The 20,708-nt window shown below is 70.6% G+C and carries 16 protein-coding genes and 1 rRNA gene; 7 read left to right on the top strand and 10 right to left on the bottom strand.

Going from position 1 to position 20,708, the window contains the following annotated elements:
* Nucleotides 1-7: 7 nt before the first annotated feature.
* A 5S ribosomal RNA gene (rrf, locus tag KDK95_RS22145) occupies nucleotides 8-124 on the top strand.
* A gap of 152 nt (nucleotides 125-276) precedes the next feature.
* Nucleotides 277-1,614: a type I glutamate--ammonia ligase gene (gene glnA, locus KDK95_RS22140; protein ID WP_212520160.1), complete on the top strand. Its 1,338-nt coding sequence runs from the start codon at nucleotides 277-279 to the stop codon at nucleotides 1,612-1,614.
* A 201-nt stretch (nucleotides 1,615-1,815) separates the two neighbouring features.
* On the opposite strand, the gene KDK95_RS22135 is transcribed toward glnA, so the two are convergent.
* Complete coding sequence (locus KDK95_RS22135; RefSeq protein WP_212520159.1) at nucleotides 1,816-2,445, bottom strand: TetR/AcrR family transcriptional regulator; 630 nt, start codon at nucleotides 2,443-2,445, stop codon at nucleotides 1,816-1,818.
* A gap of 263 nt (nucleotides 2,446-2,708) precedes the next feature.
* Between KDK95_RS22135 and KDK95_RS22130 the strand changes: the two genes are divergently transcribed.
* Nucleotides 2,709-5,783, top strand: a complete 3,075-nt coding sequence (locus KDK95_RS22130) for a bifunctional [glutamine synthetase] adenylyltransferase/[glutamine synthetase]-adenylyl-L-tyrosine phosphorylase (protein ID WP_212520158.1) — start codon at nucleotides 2,709-2,711, stop codon at nucleotides 5,781-5,783.
* Between the two features lie 83 nt (nucleotides 5,784-5,866).
* Here KDK95_RS22130 and KDK95_RS22125 read toward each other — a convergent pair whose 3' ends face one another.
* The 6 genes from KDK95_RS22125 to KDK95_RS22100 form a co-directional block, all read right to left on the bottom strand.
* Nucleotides 5,867-6,253 (bottom strand): hypothetical protein, encoded by a 387-nt coding sequence (locus KDK95_RS22125; protein WP_212520157.1) that lies wholly within the window; start codon nucleotides 6,251-6,253, stop codon nucleotides 5,867-5,869.
* Nucleotides 6,254-6,380: 127 nt separating this feature from the next.
* Nucleotides 6,381-6,812 carry a DUF6918 family protein gene (locus KDK95_RS22120; protein WP_212520156.1) on the bottom strand — a complete coding sequence of 144 codons (432 nt, stop codon included), beginning with the start codon at nucleotides 6,810-6,812 and terminating at the stop codon, nucleotides 6,381-6,383.
* A 145-nt stretch (nucleotides 6,813-6,957) separates the two neighbouring features.
* Entirely contained in the window at nucleotides 6,958-8,112 is a 1,155-nt protein-coding gene (locus KDK95_RS22115; protein ID WP_212520155.1) for an acyl-CoA dehydrogenase family protein, read from the bottom strand.
* An 8-nt stretch (nucleotides 8,113-8,120) separates the two neighbouring features.
* Complete coding sequence (locus tag KDK95_RS22110; protein ID WP_212520154.1) at nucleotides 8,121-9,077, bottom strand: hydroxymethylglutaryl-CoA lyase; 957 nt, start codon at nucleotides 9,075-9,077, stop codon at nucleotides 8,121-8,123.
* Nucleotides 9,074-10,744, bottom strand: a complete 1,671-nt coding sequence (locus KDK95_RS22105) for an acetyl/propionyl/methylcrotonyl-CoA carboxylase subunit alpha (RefSeq protein ID WP_212520153.1) — start codon at nucleotides 10,742-10,744, stop codon at nucleotides 9,074-9,076. The genes KDK95_RS22110 and KDK95_RS22105 overlap by 4 nt, the downstream gene beginning before the upstream one ends.
* 8 nt (nucleotides 10,745-10,752) lie before the next feature.
* Nucleotides 10,753-12,354, bottom strand: a complete 1,602-nt coding sequence (locus KDK95_RS22100) for a carboxyl transferase domain-containing protein (RefSeq protein WP_372463366.1) — start codon at nucleotides 12,352-12,354, stop codon at nucleotides 10,753-10,755.
* A gap of 230 nt (nucleotides 12,355-12,584) precedes the next feature.
* Here KDK95_RS22100 and KDK95_RS22095 point away from each other — a divergent pair, with 230 nt between their 5' ends.
* Nucleotides 12,585-13,943, top strand: coding sequence for an LCP family protein (locus tag KDK95_RS22095; protein WP_212520151.1), 1,359 nt, complete (start codon nucleotides 12,585-12,587; stop codon nucleotides 13,941-13,943).
* 35 nt (nucleotides 13,944-13,978) lie between these two features.
* On the opposite strand, the gene KDK95_RS22090 is transcribed toward KDK95_RS22095, so the two are convergent.
* Nucleotides 13,979-15,130 (bottom strand): hypothetical protein, encoded by a 1,152-nt coding sequence (locus KDK95_RS22090; RefSeq protein ID WP_212520150.1) that lies wholly within the window; start codon nucleotides 15,128-15,130, stop codon nucleotides 13,979-13,981.
* A 200-nt stretch (nucleotides 15,131-15,330) separates the two neighbouring features.
* On the opposite strand from KDK95_RS22090, the gene KDK95_RS22085 reads away from it, so the two are divergent.
* Nucleotides 15,331-16,137 carry an SGNH/GDSL hydrolase family protein gene (locus tag KDK95_RS22085; protein WP_212520149.1) on the top strand — a complete coding sequence of 269 codons (807 nt, stop codon included), beginning with the start codon at nucleotides 15,331-15,333 and terminating at the stop codon, nucleotides 16,135-16,137.
* A 144-nt stretch (nucleotides 16,138-16,281) separates the two neighbouring features.
* Here the strand turns inward: KDK95_RS22085 and KDK95_RS22080 are convergent, their stop codons facing one another.
* Complete coding sequence (locus KDK95_RS22080; RefSeq protein ID WP_212520148.1) at nucleotides 16,282-17,784, bottom strand: MFS transporter; 1,503 nt, start codon at nucleotides 17,782-17,784, stop codon at nucleotides 16,282-16,284.
* A 173-nt stretch (nucleotides 17,785-17,957) separates the two neighbouring features.
* Complete coding sequence (locus tag KDK95_RS22075) at nucleotides 17,958-18,566, bottom strand: TetR/AcrR family transcriptional regulator (RefSeq protein WP_212520147.1); 609 nt, start codon at nucleotides 18,564-18,566, stop codon at nucleotides 17,958-17,960.
* A 281-nt stretch (nucleotides 18,567-18,847) separates the two neighbouring features.
* Here KDK95_RS22075 and KDK95_RS22070 point away from each other — a divergent pair, with 281 nt between their 5' ends.
* Complete coding sequence (locus KDK95_RS22070; protein WP_212520146.1) at nucleotides 18,848-19,474, top strand: DUF6343 family protein; 627 nt, start codon at nucleotides 18,848-18,850, stop codon at nucleotides 19,472-19,474.
* An 89-nt stretch (nucleotides 19,475-19,563) separates the two neighbouring features.
* On the top strand, nucleotides 19,564-20,586 hold the full coding sequence (glnII, locus tag KDK95_RS22065) for a glutamine synthetase (protein WP_307844559.1): 1,023 nt from the start codon (nucleotides 19,564-19,566) through the stop codon (nucleotides 20,584-20,586).
* The last annotated feature ends 122 nt before the right edge of the window (nucleotides 20,587-20,708 follow it).

The following is a 20,708-nucleotide window of genomic DNA, read 5'->3' as shown; positions in this document are numbered from 1 at the left end:
ATGATCGTGCGGCGGTCATGGCGGCGGGGAAACGCCCGGTCCCATCCCGAACCCGGAAGCTAAGCCCGCCAGCGCCGATGGTACTGCAAGGGGGACCTTGTGGGAGAGTAGGACGCCGCCGCGCTACCTGTAGGACTGAGGCCTGGAACCGGTGACGGTTCCGGGCCTCAGTTGTGTTCGGGGTCTTGCCGGATGGGCCGTTTACCTCGCGGTAACGGTGTCGGGGGATAGTGTGACCTAGTAGGCGGGTACGCAGAGTTCATTCGGAGAGTGATCATGGAGCGGCAGCAGGAGTTCGTCCTCAGGACCCTGGAGGAGCGGGACATCCGCTTCGTCCGCTTGTGGTTCACCGATGTGCTGGGTTTTCTGAAGTCGGTGGCGGTGGCGCCGGCCGAGCTGGAGCAGGCTTTCGCGGAGGGGATCGGCTTCGATGGTTCCGCGATCGAGGGCTTTGCCCGGGTGCATGAGTCGGACATGCTGGTCAAGCCTGATCCGTCGACTTTCCAGATTCTGCCGTGGCGGGCGGAGGCGCCGGGTACGGGCCGGATGTTCTGCGATATCCAGACTCCGGACGGCACTGCTTCGTACGCCGATCCGCGCTATGTGCTCAAGCGTGCGCTGGCGAAGGCCGCGGAGAAGGGTTTCACCTTCTACACGCATCCGGAGATCGAGTTCTTCCTGTTCAGGAACGAGCCGGAGGCTGGCCGGGCGCCGGAGCCGGTGGACTCTTCCGGCTATTTCGATCTGACGCCGCACGGCGTCGGGCATGACTTCCGCCGGCAGGCCATCACCCATCTGGAGTCGATGGGCATCTCGGTCGAGTTCAGTCACCATGAGGCGGCGCCCGGCCAGCAGGAGATCGACCTGCGGTACGCGGACGCGCTCTCGACCGCGGACAACATCATGACCTTCCGCCTGGTGGTGAAGGAGGTCGCGCTGGAGCAGGGCGTTTACGCGTCCTTCATGCCGAAGCCGCTGACCGATCACCCGGGTTCCGGCATGCACACGCACCTGTCGCTGTTCGAGGGTGACCGCAACGCGTTCCATGAGCCGGGGGCCGAGTACCAGCTTTCGAAGGTGGGCCGTTCTTTCATCGCGGGCCTGCTGCGGCACGCGGGTGAGATCAGCGCCGTCACCAACCAGTGGGTGAACTCGTACAAGCGCCTGTCCGGCGGCGGCGAGGCTCCGAACTACATCTGCTGGGGCCACAACAACCGCTCGGCTCTCGTCCGCGTGCCGATGTACAAGCCGGGTAAGAGCCAGTCCACGCGCATCGAGGTGCGCAGCCTGGACAGCGCGTGCAACCCGTACCTTGCGTACGCCGTTCTTCTTGCCGCCGGCTTGAAGGGTGTCGAGGAGGGTTATGAGCTGCCGCCCGGGGCGGACGACAACGTCTGGTCGCTGACGCGGGCGGAGCGGCGCGCGCTCGGCATTCAGCCGCTGCCGTCCTCGCTGGAGGAGGCGATCGGGCTGATGGAGCGCAGCGAGCTGGTCGCCGAGACGCTCGGCGAGCACGTCTTCGAGTTCTTCCTGCGCAACAAGCGCGCCGAATGGGCCGAGTACGAGCGGCAGGTCACGCCGTTCGAGCTGGGCCGCTACCTGCCGGTGCTCTAGGGAGAGTGGGCGCGGGCGCTCGCTCGCTGGGGCTGCGCATTCCGACCTGGCCTGGTTCGGGTACCTGAACGCCGAGGAGGATCCCTGCGAGGACCGCGGCGGTACCGGGGGGAGAGTCGGCCGGTCGGTGTGAGGTGGAGTGGTGGGGCGAGCCGTCGGCCCGCTAGGCGGGTGCCGTCGCCGCCGGGTGCGGCGGCGGGCCTAGAGCCCGACGGCCTGGCGCCCGAGCTGGGCGACGTAGTCGGAGAGCGTCTCGCCGCTGAGGTCCTCGGGGACCGCGCCGGGTACGGCCTGGCGCAGCAGTTGCAGCCCGAGCCACACCGAGTAGGCGTGCAGCGCGGAACGCTCGGCCTGGTCGGGAGTCAGGCCTGCCTGCTCGCGCAGCCGCTGGGAGTACGCCATCCGCTTGCGCACGATGCGCTCGATCGCGGGGGCGATGACCACGTGGTCGGCGTTCCACAGCAGGACGAGGAAGATCTTCACGTCCTTCGGCGAGCCGTTGAGCAGTTCGACCGTCGCGTTGTGCCGCTCGATCGGGTCGGCGATCTCCTCGAGGCGGGCGATCGATTCGTCGATCACCGTGGCCTCCCAGTGCTCCACCGCGGCTTGCAGCAGGGCGTTGCGATCACGGAAGTGCCAGTAGAAGGAGCCCTTGGTGGCGCCGAGGCGCTCGGCCAGCGGCTCCACGGCCACCGCGCGCAGGCCGTCGCGGGCCAGTGCCTCGACGGCGGTGCCGATCCAGTCGGCCCGGGTCAGGGTCCTGCGCTCGCGCGGGCGGGCCGGCGCGGGGGCCGCGGGCGCGCCGTTGGCGGCGGCGCGGTCGCGGGGCACCGCTTGGCCTAGTACGCCGCTGTCCGCCGCGAGCCGGGGATAACCCGGTGCGGTGCTCCCGGGAGCAGGGGTACGGGCGCCGCGAACGGTGTAATCGGTCGAAGTCACAGTCATATCGCGCATGGCGTCACCGTAGCGCAGCGGAGGGTAGTCGCGTGGCGAATGACTCTTTCGAGCGAACTATCGCGAATCGTGCGTCATGATCGCCGATCTTGGCGGGAACCGGCCTGGCCGCGGGCCCGCGCAGTGGTTAAGGTCGAGTCGTGGCCGCTCCCCGAGAACGCGAATCGCAGCTCAGCCGACTAGCTCGCCGCGGATTCGCCGATCCGGCGGCCGCCGCCGCGCTGCTGGCCGGACCCGAGTTCGAAGATCTGGCCGTGGATCCGGTGTTCCTGGAGAGCGTCGGGAAGTGCGCGGATCCCGACACCGCGCTCGGATCCCTGGCCCGGCTGCTGGCCGCCGACACCGACGACCGGCAGGTGCTGCGGGCGACGCTGGCCGCCTCCCAGCCGTTGCGCGGAAGGCTGCTCGGCGTCCTCGGCGTCTCCTCGGTGCTCGGCGATTTCCTGGCCAGGCACCCGCAGTCCTGGCACGCGCTGGACGAACTGGAGCCGGAGGACCTGGCGCCGGGTCCGGACTTCCTGCGCCGCACGCTGCTGACCGCGGTCGGCGCGGATCCGGGTGCCGGCGAGCCGCGCGCGCGGCTGACCGGCCTCGAGGCGGCGGACGCGCTGCGCGTGGCGTATCGCAGGGGTCTGCTGCGTATCACGGCCCGCGACGTGGCCGGCGGGGCTTCGATGGCCGAGGTCGGGCGCGAGCTGTCCGACCTGGCCGGGGCCACGTTGGACGCCGCGCTCGCCGTCGCCCGCGCGGAACTCTCGGCCGACGCGGTCCCGTGCCGGCTCGCGGTCGTCGGCATGGGCAAGTGCGGCGCACGCGAGCTGAACTACGTCAGCGACGTGGACGTCGTTTTCGTCGCCGCCCCGGGGCGGATGCCGGACGGCAGCGAGGCCGAGGAGTACGAGGCGCTGCGCACCGGCACCCAGCTGGCCGCCGGGATGATGCGGCTGTGCGGCGAGGTGACGGCCGAGGGCAGTATCTGGCAGGTCGACGCGGGACTGCGGCCCGAGGGCAAGTCCGGTCCGCTGGTGCGCACGCTCGCCAGCCACGCCGCGTACTACCAGCGCTGGGCGAAGACCTGGGAGTTCCAGGCGCTGCTCAAGGCGCGGCCGGTCGCGGGGGACATGGAGCTCGGCGAGGCGTACGTCGGGTTCGTCAGCCCGCTGATCTGGTCGGCGGTGGAGCGCCCGCATTTCGTCGAGGACGTGCGCGCGATGCGGCGGCGTGTCGTGGACCACGCGAAATCCTCGCTGCGCAGCGCTCCGGGCTCCGCTTCCGTCGAGCGGGAGATCAAGCTCGGTCCCGGCGGCTTGCGCGACGTCGAGTTCGCGATCCAGCTGCTGCAGCTGGTCCACGGCCGCGCCGATCCGTCGCTGCGCAAGCGCGCGACGCTGGATGCCTTGGCAGCGCTCGGTACCGGCGGCTTCGTCGGCCGGCAGGACGCGCAGCAGCTCGCTGAGGCTTACGAGTTCCTGCGCACGGTCGAGCACCGGATCCAGCTCTTCCGGTTGGAGCGCACGCATCTGATGCCGACCGATGAGCCCTCGCTGCGGCGGATCGGCCGCTCGCTCGGCTTCAGCACGGACCCGGCCGGCCAGCTGCGCGCGGCCTGGCAGTCGCACGCGCGCGTCGTGCGCCAACTGCATGAGAAGCTGTTCTACCGGCCCCTTCTCACGACGGTCTCCCGGCTCGCGCCCGCCGATGTCCGGTTGAGCACCGACTCCGAGAAGCTCTCGGCCGACGCGGCGAAATCGCGGCTCACGGCGCTGGGCTACGCGGATCCGGCCGGCGCGCTGACGAACATCGAGGCGCTGACCTCGGGTCTGAGCCGCCGCGCGGCTATTCAGCGCACGCTGCTTCCGGCGTTCCTCAACTGGTTCGGCGACGCACCGGATCCGGACGCGAGCCTGCTGGCCTTCCGCCGGCTGTCCGACGCGCTCGGCAGCACGCCCTGGTACCTCAGATCGCTGCGCGACGAGGGCGAGACCGCGGCGAGGCTGGCCCAGCTGCTCTCCTCGGGGGGCTACGTCACGGATCTGCTGCTGCGCGCGCCCAACGCCGTCGCGGAGCTCTCGAAGTCGATCGAGCCGAAGACGCGCGAGTCCCTGGCGACGGAGTTGACCGCGCTCGTGTGCCGCGCCTCCGACGCCGCCCAGGCTGTCGCGTCCGTCCGCGCCGTCCGCAGGCGGGAGTTGCTGCGCATCGCGGCGGCCGACGTGCTGGGGCAGTTCGAGGATGCGGGTCCCGGAGTGCGCGTCGAGGCGATCGGGCGCGCGCTGACGGACGTTACCGCCGCCACCGTGCAGGGCGCGCTCGACGCCGTGCTGGCCTTCGGCTCCGGCGACGGCAAGCCGCTGGTTCGTTTCGCGGTCATCGGCATGGGCCGGTTCGGCGGCTTCGAGCTCGGATACGGCTCGGACGCAGACGTGCTGTTCGTCTACGAGCCGCTGCCCGGCGCCGACGAGCGCGCCGCATCGAGCGCGGCTACGGCCATCGCGACCGAGATGCGCTCGCTGCTGCAGACGCCGAGCACCGACCCGCCGCTGCAGATCGACGCCGACCTGCGGCCCGAGGGCAGGCAGGGGCCGCTGGTGCGCACGCTCGCCTCATACGCCGCGTACTACCAGCGCTGGTCCAACACCTGGGAGGCGCAGGCGCTGCTGCGCGCGGCAACGGTCGCCGGCGACGCCGACCTCGGCAAGCGGTTCATCGCCGCGATCGACCCCTTCCGCTACCCGGAATCCGGGGCGGGCGAGGCCGAGGTGCGCGAGATCCGGCGGCTGAAGGCCAGGATGGAGGCCGAGCGGCTGCCGCGCGGCGCCGACCGCGCGCTGCACACCAAGCTCGGCCCCGGCGGCCTGTCAGATGTCGAATGGATCGCGCAGCTCCTCCAGTTGCGGCACGGGAACGACGTGCCGGAGCTGCGCGTCACCGGGACGCGGGCCTCCCTCGCCGCGGCTGCCCACGCCGGACTGCTGGACGCCGAGGACGCCGCGCTGCTCGACGAAGCCTGGACGCACACCTCCTTGCTGCGCAACGGGATCGCGATCGTGCGCGGACGACCCGGCGACCAGGTCCCCACGGATGCGAAGGAGCTGGCCGGGATCGCGCGCTACCTCGGCGAGGACGTCGACAGCGAGACGCTGCTCGACACCCATCGCCGGCTGGCGCGCCGCGCGCGTACCGCCTTCGAGCGACTGTTCTACGACACGGATTGACAGCGAGAACTAGTTGTGATGCGGGGATTCGAACGAACACTCGGTGCGCGCCGAATCCCCGCGTGGCGCCGGGTGCCCAGGCGCTACTTCGGCGCCTCGATGAGCCCCAACTTCTCCGCCTCGAGCCGTACGCCCGCCACGGATCTCTCGTGCCGGCGCCCGATCTCGGCCCAGCTCAGCTCGCCGTGCACCTCCGCGGCGAGCTGCTCGCGCTCCTCGTCCGTCCACGCGACGCCCGCGTTGCGCGGGGGAGTGGGCTTGCCGCGCGCCGTGCCGCGCCAGCTGAGCGCCGCGACTTCGTTGCGCGGCACGGTGCGCACCACGTCGCCTCCCGTGACGAAGCGCAACTCCTCACCCTCGAAGCGCACGGCCTCGGCGGGGAAGGACACCGTCACCGGCGCGCCCTCCACGGCGAGCCAGGCGGGGCCGGAGTTGGCGGCGAGCTCGAGCTCGATCTGGTTCACAGACATGACAATGCCTCCTGGTAGTCGACTGATGACTCGACGTCATCTGAATCGACTATCGCAGGAGGCACTGACAAGAACGGCAGTAGCTGCCGTAACTAGTTGCGGTGCGCGTACTGCGGCTGAGGTTGCGTCAGCCCGCGTACTTCTCGATGAGGGCGCCCAGACGCGGCAGCGCGGCCTCGACGTTCTTGACTCCGCTCGGACGCACGGCGTTGTAGGCCTTGCGGATCGGGGCGCGCTCCGAGTTCTTGGCACGCTCGTCGGTGACGGCGAGCAGGGCCTCGGACGCGGCCTCGCCGTTCTTGGCGAGGTAGTCGCCGAAGCTGCCGCCGCCGGCAGCCTGGAAGTCGGCCCAGAACGGGTCAAGCTTGCCGATCATCTCCGGAAGCAGCGTCTCCACCGCGTCGTGGATGATGCCGGAGGCGAAGGCGGTGACGGTCTTGTAGGCGCCCTTGATGATCAGGCCCTTGTCCGACACCTCCTCCTCGACGAGGGTCACGCCGTCGGCGATGACGTTCGGGCGGACATCCGGGGCGAGCAGGGTCTCCTGCAGAGTGGCCATGTGCGGCTCTTCTCCTATGGCGCGTGGCGAAAAATTCCCCCCTCAGGGTTCGCACAGGCTACCAGTTTCCGGCCCGCCTTGAGGACGCCGGGATACCCCGGCGTCCTGCCACTCTCACCTGCGTCGAGGGAGATTCGACGAGATTTCAGACCAGGTTCAGCGAGCGGGCGATCAGCAGGCGCTGCACCTCGCTGGTGCCCTCGCCGATCTCCAGGATCTTCGCGTCCCGGTAGAAGCGGCCGACCGGGAACTCGTTCATGAAGCCGTAGCCGCCGAAGATCTGCGCGGCCTCGCGCGCGCTGGCCATCGCGGCCTCGCTCGCCGCCAGCTTGGCGATCGCGGCCTCCTTCTTGAACGGCTTGCCGGCCAGCAGCAGGCCGGCCGCGTGCCGCCAGGCCAGCCGCGAGCTGTGCGCCCGAGCCTCCATGTCGGCGATCTTGAACTGGATCGCCTGGTACTCGCCGATCTTGTGGCCGAAGGCGGAACGCTCCTTGACGTAGCGGACGCACTCGTCGACACAGCCCTGCGCGAGCCCGGTGGCCAGCGCGGCGATCGCGATCCGGCCCTCGTCGAGCGTGCGCAGGAACTGGGCGTACCCGCGGCCTCGCTCGCCGAGCAGGTTCTCCTGCGGCACGCGGCAGTTGTCGAAGACCAGGCCGTGGGTGTCCGAGGCGCACCAGCCGACCTTCGAGTAGCCGGGCTCGACCGTCAGGCCCGGGGTCCCGGACGGCACGAGGACGCAGCTCAGCTCGGCGCGTCCGTCGTCATCGCGCGCGGTCACGGCCATGACCGTGATCAGCGAGGTGATGTCGGTGCCGGAGTTGGTGATGAAGGACTTCGAGCCGTTGATGACCCAGGAGTCGCCGACGTTGCCCGCGCGGGTGTTCACGGCGCCCGCGTCGGAGCCGCCGCCGGGTTCGGTGAGCCCGAACGCCGCCAGCCGCTCGCCCTTGCACAGGTCGGTGAGCCAGTACTCCTTCTGCTCGTCGGTGCCGAAGCGGTACACCGGCATCGAGCCCAGGCTGACGCCCGCCTCGAGCGTGATGGCCACGGACGAGTCGACCCGGGCGAGCTCCTCCAGCGCGATGCACAGCGCGAAGTAGTCGCCGTCCATGCCGCCGTACTCGCTCGGGAACGGCAGGCCGAACAGGCCCATCCGTCCCATCGCGGCGACGATCGGGTACGGGAAGGCGTGCCGCTCGTAGTAGTCGCCGATGACCGGGGCCACCTCCTCGCGCGCGAAGGCCTCGACGGCCTTGCGGAGGTCCTCGTATTCGGCGGGAAGCGTGGGGTCGAGCATGGCGGTCATCATCCGTTCTTCGAGCCCTTCATGAGGGCTTGGACGGTACGGGACGGGGCCGGACGGCCGAGGATTCCGGCCATCCAGCTCGAGACGTCGACCAGCTTCTGGAGGTCGACGCCGGTGGTGATGCCGAGGCCGTCGAGCATCCACACGAGGTCTTCGGTGGCCAGGTTGCCCGTGGCGGATTCGGCGTAGGGGCAACCGCCGAGACCTCCCGCGGAGGCGTCGACGGTCGCTATGCCGGCCTGCAGCGCGGCGTACGTGTTCGCCAGCGCCTGGCCGTAGGTGTCGTGGAAGTGCACGGCGAGCCGGTCGCGGGACACGCCGCGCCGCTCCAGCGCGTCGATCAGGGTGCGCACGTGGCCCGGGGTGGCGGTGCCGATGGTGTCGCCGAGGCTCACCTGCGTGCACCCGGCATCGATCAGCCGCACTACGACGTCCGTCACCTTGCGCATCGAGACGGGACCCTCCCAGGGGTCGCCGAAGCACATCGAGACGTAGCCCCGAGCCCGCATGCGGCGCGCGAGCGCCTGCTGCAGCGTGGCCTCGATCTCCTTCATCGAGTCATCGATGGTCGAGTTGAGGTTCTTCAGCGCGAAGGTCTCGGTTGCCGAGGCGAAGACGGCGATGTCCTTGGCGCCGGTGGCCGCGGCGCGCACGAGCCCGCGGCGGTTCGGCACGAGCACCGGGAAGCGGGTGTGCTCGTTGAAGGTGCGCGAGGCGAGCATCGGCATCAGCTCGTCGGCGTCGGCGAGCTGCGGTACCCACTTCGGGTGCACGAAGCCGGTCGCCTCGATCATCCACAGGCCGGCGCCGGCGAGGCGCTCGATGAACTCGGCCTTGGCGGACGTCGGCACGACGGCCTTCTCGTTCTGCAGGCCGTCGCGCGCGCCGACCTCGTACACCGTGACGCGTTGCGGCAGGCCGTGCTGGGTGAGCTTCTGCGGAAGTCCGGGGATCATTTCGGCTCCACCTCGAAGAGAACGTGGCCCAGCGGCACCTGGTCTCCGACGGCGGCGCCGATCGCCGTCAGAACGCCGTCGCACGGCGCCGTCAGCGTGTGCTCCATCTTCATCGCCTCCAGCACGCCGAGCGGTTCGCCGGCCGTGACCGGCTGTCCTTCCTGCACCTTAACCGCGAGCACCGTGCCCGGCATCGGCGCGCGCACCGAGCCGTCGGCCTCGGCGGACCCGCTGTCCGCCGCCGCGACGCGTTCGGCGTGGGCACGTGCCGGAACCGCCGGTCCGCCCAGCCGCCAGCCGTCGCGCGCGTCGAAGGGCGTTGGGCCGTCCGGCTCGAGCCGGGGGTGGAAGGGCAGGTCGGGGTGCGTGTCGAGCCAGGAGGTGTCGATGGTCGCGTCGGCGAACTCGGCGGAGCCGAGCACCGTGCGCAGGAACGCCAGGTTCGTCACGAGGCCGGTGACCGCGGTGCCGTCGAGGGCCTTGAGCAGGTTCCGGCGCGCGGCCTCCCGGTCGGCGCCGTGCGCGGTCACCTTGGCCACCATCGGGTCGTAGTACGCCGTGACCTCGCCCCCGGTGCGCAGGGCCGTGTCGACCCGCAGGCTCGCCGGGTTCTCCTGGTGAGGCCACCGCACGGACTCCGCGACGCCCGCCTGCGGCAGGAAGCCGTGCTCGGCGTCCTCGGCGTAGACCCGGACCTCGATCGCGTGCCCGTCCGGCGTCGCAGAGAGCTGAGGCAGTCGCTCGCCGCGGGCGATCCTGATCTGGAGCGCCACGAGGTCGAGCCCGGTCACGAGTTCGGTCACCGAATGCTCGACCTGCAGGCGCGTGTTCACCTCGAGGAAGAAGAATTCGTCTCCTGAGACGATGAACTCGACGGTGCCCGCGTTGACGTAGCCGACCTTGCGGCACAGCCGGACCGCGGCCTCCAGCAGCCGCTCGCGCAGCTGCGGGCCGATCGTGGGCGCCGGGCTCTCCTCGACGACCTTCTGGTGCCGCCGCTGCACGGAGCAGTCGCGCTCGCCCAGGTGGACGACGTTTCCGTGGCCGTCCGCGAGGATCTGCACCTCGACGTGCCGGCCGTGCTCCAGGTACCGCTCGACCAGCACCGTGCCGTCGCCGAACGCTGATTCCGCCTCGCGCTCGGCGGCCTTGAGGGCGTCCGGCAGGTCGGCGGGCGCGCGCACGATCCGCATGCCCTTGCCGCCGCCGCCCGAAGCCGCCTTCACCAGTACCGGGAAGACGTCGTCGGGCACCTCGTCCGCGCGGTACGAGCGGAGCACCGGCACGTCCGCCTGCTCGGCGAGTTCCCGCGCGGCGTCCTTGCGGCCGAGAGCGGAGATCACCTCGGCGGGCGGGCCGATGAAGGTGAGCCCGGCCTCGCGGCAGGCCTGCGCGAAGCCCGCGTTCTCGGACAGGAAGCCGTAGCCGGGGTGCACGGCGTCGGCCCCGGACTCGCGCGCGGCGGCGAGCACGGCGGCGACGTTCAGGTAGGACTCGGTCGCCGGGGCGGGGCCGAGGCGGACCGCGGAGTCGGCCGCGCGCACGTGCGGCGAGCCGGCGTCGGCGTCCGAGTAGACGGCGACCGTGCGGATGCCCAGGGCGCGCGCCGTGCGGATCACCCGCAGCGCGATCTCGCCGCGGTTGGCGATCAGGATTGACTCGATCATGCTGCCCCCTACATCCGGAAGACGCCGTAGTTGACCGGCTCGGGCTCGGCGTACGAGGTGGCCGCCAGGGCCAGGCCGAGCACCCGCCGGGTGTCGACGGGGTCGATGATCCCGTCGTCCCACAGCCGCGCCGTCGAGTAGTAGGGCGAGCCCTGTGTCTCGTACTGGTCCCGGATCGGCTTCTTGAACGCGTCCTCGTCCTCGGCCGCCCACGCGCCGCCCTCGGCCTCGATCCGGTCCCGGCGCACCGTGGCCAGCACCATCGCCGCCTGCTCGCCGCCCATCACCGAGATCCGCGCGTTCGGCCACATCCACAGAAAGCGCGGGTCGTACCCGCGGCCGCACATGCCGTAGTTGCCCGCGCCGAACGAGCCGCCGATCACGACGGTCAGCTTGGGCACCGTCGCGCAGGCCACGGCCGTGACCAGCTTCGCGCCGTCGCGCGCGATGCCGCGGTTCTCGTAGTCCTTGCCCACCATGAAGCCGCTGATGTTCTGCAGGAACAGCAACGGGATCCGGCGCTGCTGGCAGAGCTCGATGAAGTGGGCGCCCTTGACCGCGGACTCGCCGAACAGCACGCCGTTGTTCGCCAGGATGCCCACCGGGTAGCCGTGGATCTTCGCGAACGCGCAGACCAGCGTCTCGCCGTAGCGGGCCTTGAACTCGTGCGTCCGCGAGCCGTCGACGATGCGCCGGATCACCTCGCGCACGTCGTAGGGGATGCGCGGATCGGTCGGGACGAGGTCGTAGAGCTCCTCCGGATCCGCGGCCGGCTCCTCGGGCGCCTCCGGCGCCAGCCACGGCGTCGCGGGAGGCAGGCTGGCCACCGCGGTGCGCAGCAGATCGAGGGCGTGCTCGTCGTCCTCGGCGAGGTGGTCGGCCACGCCGGAGAGCCGGGTGTGCACGTCGGCGCCGCCCAGCTCCTCGGCGGTGACGATCTCGCCGGTGGCCGCGCGGACCAGCGGCGGGCCGCCGAGGTAGATCGTGCCCTGATTCCGCACGATGATCGTCTCGTCGCTCATCGCCGGGACGTACGCGCCGCCCGCCGTGCACGCGCCGAGCACGGCGGCCAGCTGCGGGATGCCCGCGCCCGACATCCGGGCCTGGTTGAAGAAGATCCGGCCGAAGTGCTCGCGGTCCGGGAAGACCTCGTCCTGCAGCGGAAGGTAGGCGCCGCCGGAGTCGACGAGGTAGAGGCAGGGGGTGCGGTTGTCGGCGGCGATCTGCTGGGCGCGCAGGTGCTTCTTCACCGTCATCGGGTAGTAGGTGCCGCCCTTGACGGTCGCGTCGTTCGCCACGATGACACACGTCCGGCCGTGCACCCGCCCGATGCCGGTGACGATTCCCGCGGACGGCACCGGGCCGCCGTGCTCGGCGTAGAGGCCGTAGGCGGCCAGCGGGGCGAGTTCGAGGAAGGGGGAGCCCGGGTCGAGCAGCCGGTCGATCCGGTCCCGCGGCAGCAGCTTGCCGCGGGAGAGATGGCGGGCGCGGGAGCGCTCGTCCCCGCCGAGGCGCACCTCGGCCAGGCGTTCGCGCAGCTGCCCGGACAGCTCGCGCAGCGTGGAGGGCGCTGAGCGCGACGTGGATGGCACGGTCGAGCTGGACGGCACCGTCGCCGCCTTTCTTGGGTACTGACCGGACGGCTTGTGGCGCCCGGTGCGTCGTGATCGGCCGGTGGTGTTCGGCCTTCTCGTACCCATGAGTAACACAGCGGAAGCGGTCTAGGAAAGCGCGGGGCCGAACGGGTGAAGCGGCGGCCTCGCCTGCCCGCCCGGCCACCAGGGTTTTTCTAGGCTGGCCGGGAACACGGAAGGATCTCCCGACCGGAAGGGCGGCCCGCGTGACCCCGAACCGGCGGCCGCGGCCGTCCCAGACCGGCAGCCGCGCGCCCTCGCCGCTGGCCCGGCTGCGCTTGCCCCGCGGCCTGCGGATCGGCCTGCGGGCGCTGTCCGGCACGCTCGCCGTGATCATCCTGGCCACCGCCGCGACCGGCTGGTACATGGACCGGACGATCCTCGGCACGCTCACCACGTCCGACGCGCTCGACGGCCTCGGGGACCACCCGGAGACCGACCAGAACATCCTGCTGATGGGCCTGGACTCGCGCAAGGACATGAACGGCAACGATTTGCCCGCCGACATCCTGGACAAGCTGCACGCGGGCTCCAGCAGCGACATCGGCGGCTACAACACCAACACCCTGATCCTGCTGCACGTGCCGGCCGACGGCTCGCGCGCCGTCGCGCTGTCCATCCCGCGCGACGACTACGTGGACCTCCCGGAGGGCCTCGGCCAGCACAAGATCAAGGAGGCGTACGGCCGGGCCAAGGCGCTCGCCGAGCAGCAGGCCCAGCAGAACGGCGTGACCGGCCAGGCGCAGCTCGAGACCGTCGGCCGCGAGGCCGGGCGCAAGGCCGCGGTCGAGGCCGTGCAGGACCTGCTCGGCGTCCAGGTGGACCACTTCGCCGAGATCAACCTCGCGGGCTTCTACGACCTCGCCAACGCCCTCGGCGGCGTCACCGTCTGCCTCAAGCAGCCCGCGCACGACGACTACTCCGGCGCGAACTTCCCGGCCGGCGTGCAGACGCTCGACGGCCAGCAGGCCCTCGAATTCGTCCGCCAGCGCCACAACCTGAGCGGCGGCGACCTCGACCGGACGCACCGTCAGCAGGCCTTCCTCGCCTCCGCCGCCGCCAAGCTGGAGTCCGACGGCGTCTTCGGCAGCCTCAGCAAGCTCAGCGCGCTGCTCGACGTGGCCCACCGGGACGTCGTCGTCGACGCGGGCTTCAACCCGCTGACGTTCATCCGGCAGGCGGGCGCGCTCACCTCGGGCCGGGTGAGCTTCTACACGCTCCCGATCGAGGGCTTCGCCACCGAGGACGGCGAGTCGGTCAACATCATCGACCCGGCCAAGGTGCGCACCGACGCCCAGGAGCTCATCGCCGGCAAGGTCCCGGCCGGCCTGAGCTCGGGCACCGGAGCCATCCCCCAGGTGCCGCAGGGCGCGGCCACCGAGAGCGACTCCGGCGACTCTCAGGCGGTCACCGAGGTCGGCGCCGGCCAGACCGGCGCGGCCACGTCCCACGGCAAGACGGCGGCCAAGACGGCGGCCGCAAAGACCGCGATGCCGGCCGCGGCGTCGACCGCCCCCGCACCGGTCGACCTCAACCCGCCGCCCGGCGTCCCCTGCGTCGACTGATGCGCCGTCGGCGGCTTGCGGAGGCGCTCCCGGCCCTACGCCTTGCCGCGGGGCGCCGTCGGCTGCCGGTCCTCGTCGGCGGCGGACACGGCCGGGCGGGAGCGGCTGGGCTGGCGATCGACCGGCGTGCGGACGGAGAGTACCTGCCGCTGGGTGCGGCGCGGGCCGGACCAGGGCGCGGCGACGGCGTCGATCCGGTAGGCCAGCGTGTAGGCGAGCGACTCGTAGTTCACCCGCCAGCCGCGGAAGTGGGCCCAGGCGTCCTCCGGGCCGCGCTCCATCGGGTAGCCGGCGTACCGCAGCATGTCCAGGCCTTGCGAGAACTCGGCGTAGCTCAGCTGGATCTCGCTGTCCGGGTCAGGATCGACGTCGTACGGGATGCCCTCGACGTCGGCGATCTCGCGCAGGCAGGTGAACCCGGCCCGCAGCGTCATCCGCATCGTGGCCTTGGGCTTCGAGGGGTTCAGCGCCAGCTCCAGGGCCGCCGCGTCCATGATCGCCAGCAGCGCCACCAGCCAGTTGCGGGTGGCGCGCGGGGAGCGGAAGTGGATCAGCACCGGGTAGCTCGTATGGCTCTCCGCGATCTGCGCGGCCCAGCGCTCCCAGCCCTGGTAGAGGGCGGTGAGCTGGGTGATCAGGCCGGGCACCTGGACGTGCCGCATCAGGATCTCCGGGCCCCAGGCCGGCACGCCGGCGCGGGCCTGAAGCATCGTCACCTCGGCCTCGCGCTGCGAGTACGCGCTGTACATCGCCGGGAGGTATCCGACCAGCAGGCCGATCATCACCGGACCGGTGGCCGCCGCGCAGAAGTCGACGAAGATCTGCTGGCTGTCCGAGCTGCTCAGGAAGCCCAGCGTGAACACCGACGAGCCGGACTCCAGCATGCCCTTGCCGGGGTTGGTGCCGCCCACCCCGGCCAGCACGAACCCGAAGCCGACCACGGACAGCCCGAGCCAGCTCAGCAGCGTGGCCAGGATGGACAGCGGCGCCGCCCACGCCAGGATCAGGTCCTTGCTCTCGAAGGTGCGGCAGTGGTCGGCCGCGGCCTGGAAGGGCACCCGCACGAGGTCCCGGATCAGCCGCGTGTAGCGGGAGCGCAGCCCGCGCGGCACCACCAGGTTGGCCACCACCGACACCCACGTGGCGAGCACGACCAGCGAGCCGAGCACGATCTCCAGAATCCTCACGCGTTCATTCTGCCGCCGCGCCGCCGCGGGGCGCTCGCCGAGCCTTTCGGCGGCGCCCGGCACCCGCCGTACACCATGCGTCCGCCGCCTGCTTGGGACACGCCCGTGAAACTCCGTAAAGACTCGGAAACCTTCTTGTGACCCCCCTGATTCCTGATTACTTGTTTATACAAGGCTGCCACCAGGGAGGACATCCAGCCATGAGGACCGTCAGCACCCGTCGATGCGTCTCCGTCATCGCCACCGCGGGCACCGCCGCCGCGTTGACCCTGTTCGCGACGGGCGCCGCCCACGCCGCGACCTACACCAACTACGTCGCCCTCGGCGACTCGTACTCGTCCGGCGTCGGTTCCGGCAGTTACATCAACAGCTGCGACGTCAGCGAGAGCGCGTACCCCTACCTGTACGACAAGGCCCACTCGTCGATCGCGTTCACCGACGAGGCCTGTTCCGGTGCCAAGACCTCGGACGTGATCAGCAGCCAGCTCGGCGCGCTGAGCTCGTCCACCAACCTGGTGTCGATCACCATCGGCGGCAACGACGCGGGCTTCAGCACGGTCATGGAGGACTGCGTCCTCGAGGGCACCAGCGGCTGCGTCTCGGCCGTGGACAGCGCCGAGAGCTACGCGAAGAACACCCTGCCCGGCCTGCTCGACACCACCTACGCCGACATCCGCAAGGACGCTCCGAACGCCCACGTCATCGTCCTCGGCTACCCCGAGTTCTACGACCTGTCCCAGTCCAGCAGCTGCGTCGGGCTGTCCGGCACCAGCCGGACCGCGATCAACGGCGCCGCCGACGAGCTCGACAGCGTCATCGCGACGGAGGTGGCGAAGTACGGCAACTTCGTCTACGAGGACGTCCGCTCCAACTTCGCCGGACACGAGATCTGCGACAGCAGCCCGTGGCTGCACTCGCTCAACTGGCTGGACATCTCCGAGTCCTACCACCCGACCGCCGACGGCCAGCAGTACGGGTACTACCCGGCGCTCGAGGCGGGCCTGTAGGCCCGTCGCGGCGTGAGATCGCCGTAACAATGTGACAAAACGGCGAGCCACCGCGGCAAGCGAAGGACCCTCGCGTCGACAAGGGCGTCGACGCGAGGGTCCTTTTTCCGTGTCCGGGTTCGGATCGGAGCCGCTGCGCGGGGGTCAGCCCACGTGCACGACCGGCCGGTCGACCGGGGCTCCGGACACCGCGCCCTCGTGCTCCGGGTCCTTGCGGATCAGCGCGAAGATGATCACCGCTGCGGCGACCAGCAGGAACGCACTGACCATGAAGGCCACGTTGTAGCCGTGGATCGCGCCGAGCACATTCGCCTGCACCACGCCCAGCGTGGCCTTGTGCGCGGTGACGTAGGTGGCGGTCGCGGTGGTGAAGAAGGTGTTCAGCAGCGCCACGCCGAGCGAGCCGCCGATCTGCTGGGTCGTGTTGACCATCGCGCTGGCCACGCCCGCGTCGTGCTCGGACACGCCGGTCAGCGCGGTGTTGGCCAGCGGCACGAACACGCAGCCCATGCCGTGCGCCATCAGGACCATCGAGGGCAGGATCATCCCCGCGTACGACGAGTCCAGCTTCAGCTGGGTCAGCCAGAACAGGCCGCCCGCCGCGACCAGCGCGCCGTAGGTCATCAGGATGCGCGGGCCGATCCGCGGCAGCAGGGGGCTGACGGCGCCCGCGGTGACGATCAGCGCGCCGGTGAAGGGCAGGTAGAGCAGGCCGGTCTTGAGCGGCGAGTACCCCAGCGACTGCTGGAAGTAGTACGTGAAGAACATGAACATGCCGAACATGCCCGCGCCCATGAACACCGAGGCCGCGTAGGAGCCGCCCCGGTTGCCGTTCCAGATCACCCGCAGCGGCAGCAGCGGGTTGGACACGCGCGCCTCGACCAGCACGAAGGCCACCAGCGCCAGGCCGCCGCCGATCAGGAACAGCAGCGTCTCGCTCGCGCCCCAGCCCTGGCCGGGCTTGGCCGCGTTGGTGAAGCCGTAGACCACGCTCGCGAGGCCGGCCGTGGCCAGGATCGCGCCGGGGATGTCGTACCGGGTGTTGCCGTGCGCCTTCGACTCGTGCAGCAGCGGGACGGCGGCGACGAAGGCCACGACGGCCATGATGATGTTCACGAACAGGCACCAGCGCCAGCTGAAGTCCTGGGTCAGCCAGCCGCCCATGACCAGGCCGATCGCCGCGCCGACGCCGCTGATCGCGCCGAGCATGCCGAACGCGCGGGCGCGCTCCTTGACGTCGGTGAAGGTCACGGTGATCAGCGAGAGCGAGGCCGGGGCCAGGATCGCGCCGAACGCGCCCTGCAGGGCGCGCGCGCCGAAGAGCATGCCCTCGTTCTGGGCGAGTCCGCCGAGCGCGGAGGCCAGCGCGAAGCCGACCAGGCCGACCAGGAAGACGCGCTTGCGGCCCACGTAGTCGGCGATGCGGCCGCCGAGCAGCAGCAGGCCGCCGAAGGTCAGTGTGTACGCCGTCAGCATCCACTGCCGGTTGGCGTCGGTGATGTGCAGGGCCGCCTGGGCCTGCGGCATCGCGATGTTCACGACCGTGCTGTCGAGCACGACCATGAGCTGGGCGAAGAGCATGACCACGAGGGCCAGCCAGCGCCTCGAATCCTTGGGCGGGGCGTCCGCCGTGAGGAGGTCTGACATGTTCGGTCCCCTCCAGGGATGACGAATAGGTGAACAAATGTTCGAATCGAGGGGACGAACGGTCCCCCGGCGGGACGGCCCCACGCTACGGGGCGGCTCCGACAGTTTCTGCGTCTATCGAGGTCCAGATGCGTGCGAAGGACTGGGTGATGGCCGGAAAGGGCCAGGTCAGGTCAGGGTTTCCGGTAGGTCATGACCGGGATCAGGATGTCGTCCACCACGTGCCGGATGTACGCGTCGTCGAGCGGCCCGAGCATCCAGGTCATGCGTCCGGAGATCAGCGAGTGGATGACCTCGTGGATCAGTGCCGGATCGGTGTCGGGGTGCACCTCGCCCCGTTCCGCCGCCCGCCGCACCAGGTCCACGTGCATCTTGGCCTTGTCCGCGAAGACGGTCTGGCTGAGCGTCTCGGCCAGCCGCGGATCGTGCGCAGCGGCGGTCATCACGCCCACGATGATCTCGCCGATCTCGCTGGTCGCGGCCTCGCAGGCGAGCGTCATCAGCGCCATCAGGTCCCCGCGCAGCGAGCCGGTGTTCGGCACATCGGAGTTCTCGCTGAACTGGCACTTGAGCGCCTCCGCCACCAGTTGCGGCTTGTCCGGCCACATCCGGTAGATGGTCGCCTTGCTGGCCTTGGCCTGGGTGGCGATGGCGTCCATCGTCATCCGGTCGTAGCCCACCTTCGCCAGCAGCTCGCACGTCGCCTGGCAGATCGCCGTGCGGCGGCCGGCTCCGCGCCGGGAGCCGGGCACGTCCTTCTCGGCGACGTCGATGTCGACCATGTCCGACTCCTTTCGCGGCCGATTCCGGTGACGGCCGCGCTCACTGGCCGGGATGATACCGCCCCAACATGTGAACGAAACCGTTTCGTACAGGACTGACCCTACCTCGGCCCCCGCGTGTACGAAACCGTTTCGTACACCACGTGGGTGTGATCTGGATCACAGTGAATAACGTGCCTGGTGAGGGCGCCGAACGCGTCGCTTCGAGGGCTGATTGGGACTGGTCCGGACGGGTACCCGCAAGTGCCTGGGCTGACGCTCCGGTCCCTAGGATGGCGCGCATGGAATGGCAGCAGAAGCACCGGGTTCGCACGGGGGACGAGCCCACGCATGCCCGCAGCCCGCTGCGGATGCGCCTCACGCTGGCCGTTCTCGGCCTGGTCAACGGGCTGGCCGGGATCGCGATCTTCGGGTTCTGGCTGCGCACCCTGCCCTTCCTGGTCTTCTTCGCGCTGGTCGCGCTCCTCTCGCTGGGCAACATCGTCGTCGTCTCCGTCCGGATCCGGCAGGGGGCCCACTACCAGCCGGGACGCGACGTGCCGCCGTACCACCTGGTCGACCCGGAGCCGAACTCGCCGGAACCGCCGAAACCGATCACCGAGCAGCGGCGCCACCTGCGTTACTTCCTGATCATGGGCGCCTGCCTGCTGCTGATCGTGCTCGCCTGGACCTGGGTGCGGTACTACTCGGTGTTCGCCGCGGGCGTGATGAGCGTCGTCGCGGCGCTGCTGCCGCCGCTCGCCGCGGTGGTGACCAACGCGGACAGCCCGATCTTCCGGGAGGACGACGACGGCGGCGGGGACCCCTCGGACGGGTCGTTCGGCGAGGGTCCGCCGCCCGAGTGGTTCGACGGTCCGGACGGCCGGCCGGGCGACGGTCCGCGCGGCGGCGACTCGTCACGCGATTGATGCCGAGTTCACGACCGGTTAACAAGGCGGAAACGAGCCGCTGTGAGCCTGGTGGCACCAAACCCGCTGACGCCTGCTGAGGACTGCCCGTGAGTTACAAGGCCGAGTACATCTGGATCGACGGCACCAAGCCGACCGCGCAGCTGCGGTCGAAGACGAAGATTCTGGCCGACGGCGCCGAGCCGTCGATCTGGGGCTTCGACGGGTCCAGCACCAACCAGGCCGAGGGCCACGCCTCGGACCGCGTCCTGCAGCCGGTCCTGACCGTGCCGGACCCGGTGCGCGGCGGCGACAATGTCCTCGTGCTGTGCGAGGTGCAGAACATCGACTTCACGCCGCACGAGTCCAACACCCGCGCCGCGAACGTCGAGGTGGCCGAGCGCTTCGCCGCGCAGGAGCCGTGGTTCGGCATCGAGCAGGAGTACACCCTCTTCGACGGCGAGCGCCCGCTCGGCTTCCCCGAGGGCGGCGGCTTCCCCGGCCCGCAGGGCCCGTACTACTGCGGCGTCGGCGCGTCCAACATCGTCGGCCGCGAGATCGTCGAGAAGCACCTGGACTACTGCCTCGAGGCGGGCCTGAAGATCTCCGGCATCAACGCCGAGGTCATGCCCGGCCAGTGGGAGTTCCAGGTCGGCCCGGCCGGCACCACCGAGGTGGCCGACCACCTGTGGATCGCGCGCTGGCTGCTGCACCGCGTCGCCGAGGACTACGGCGTGACCGTCAGCTTCGGCGCCAAGCCGGTGAAGGGCGACTGGAACGGCGCGGGCGCGCACACCAACTTCTCCACCAAGGCGATGCGCGAGGCCTACGAGCCGATCATCACCGCCGCCGAGTCGCTCGGCGCCGAGGGCAAGCCGCTCGAGCACGTCGCGGGCTACGGCGACGGCATCCAGGACCGGCTCACCGGCCTGCACGAGACTGCCCCGTGGAACGAGTACAGCTACGGCGTGTCGAACCGCGGCGCGTCGGTGCGCATCCCGTGGCAGGTCGAGGTGGACCAGAAGGGCTACCTCGAGGACCGTCGCCCGAACGCCAACTGCGACCCCTACAACGTGACCCGGCTCATCACCGACACCTGCTGCACCGCGCTGGAGAAGGCCGACCAGGTCTGACCTCCGGCCGCGGGGGCGCTCGGTTCACGGGCGCGCGCGGTGCGTGTGACGGCGTCTCAGGTCCCTCCGACCCCGGATCAGGGGTCGGAGGGACCTGCGTTTATCACGGAAAGCGGACGCGA

Origin of the sequence: Actinospica acidithermotolerans (assembly GCF_018139625.1) — a bacterium.
Lineage (GTDB): Bacteria > Actinomycetota > Actinomycetes > Streptomycetales > Catenulisporaceae > Actinospica > Actinospica acidithermotolerans.
The sequence above is the reverse complement of the archived record's forward strand: the minus strand, read 5'-3'. Positions and strand labels throughout refer to the sequence as shown.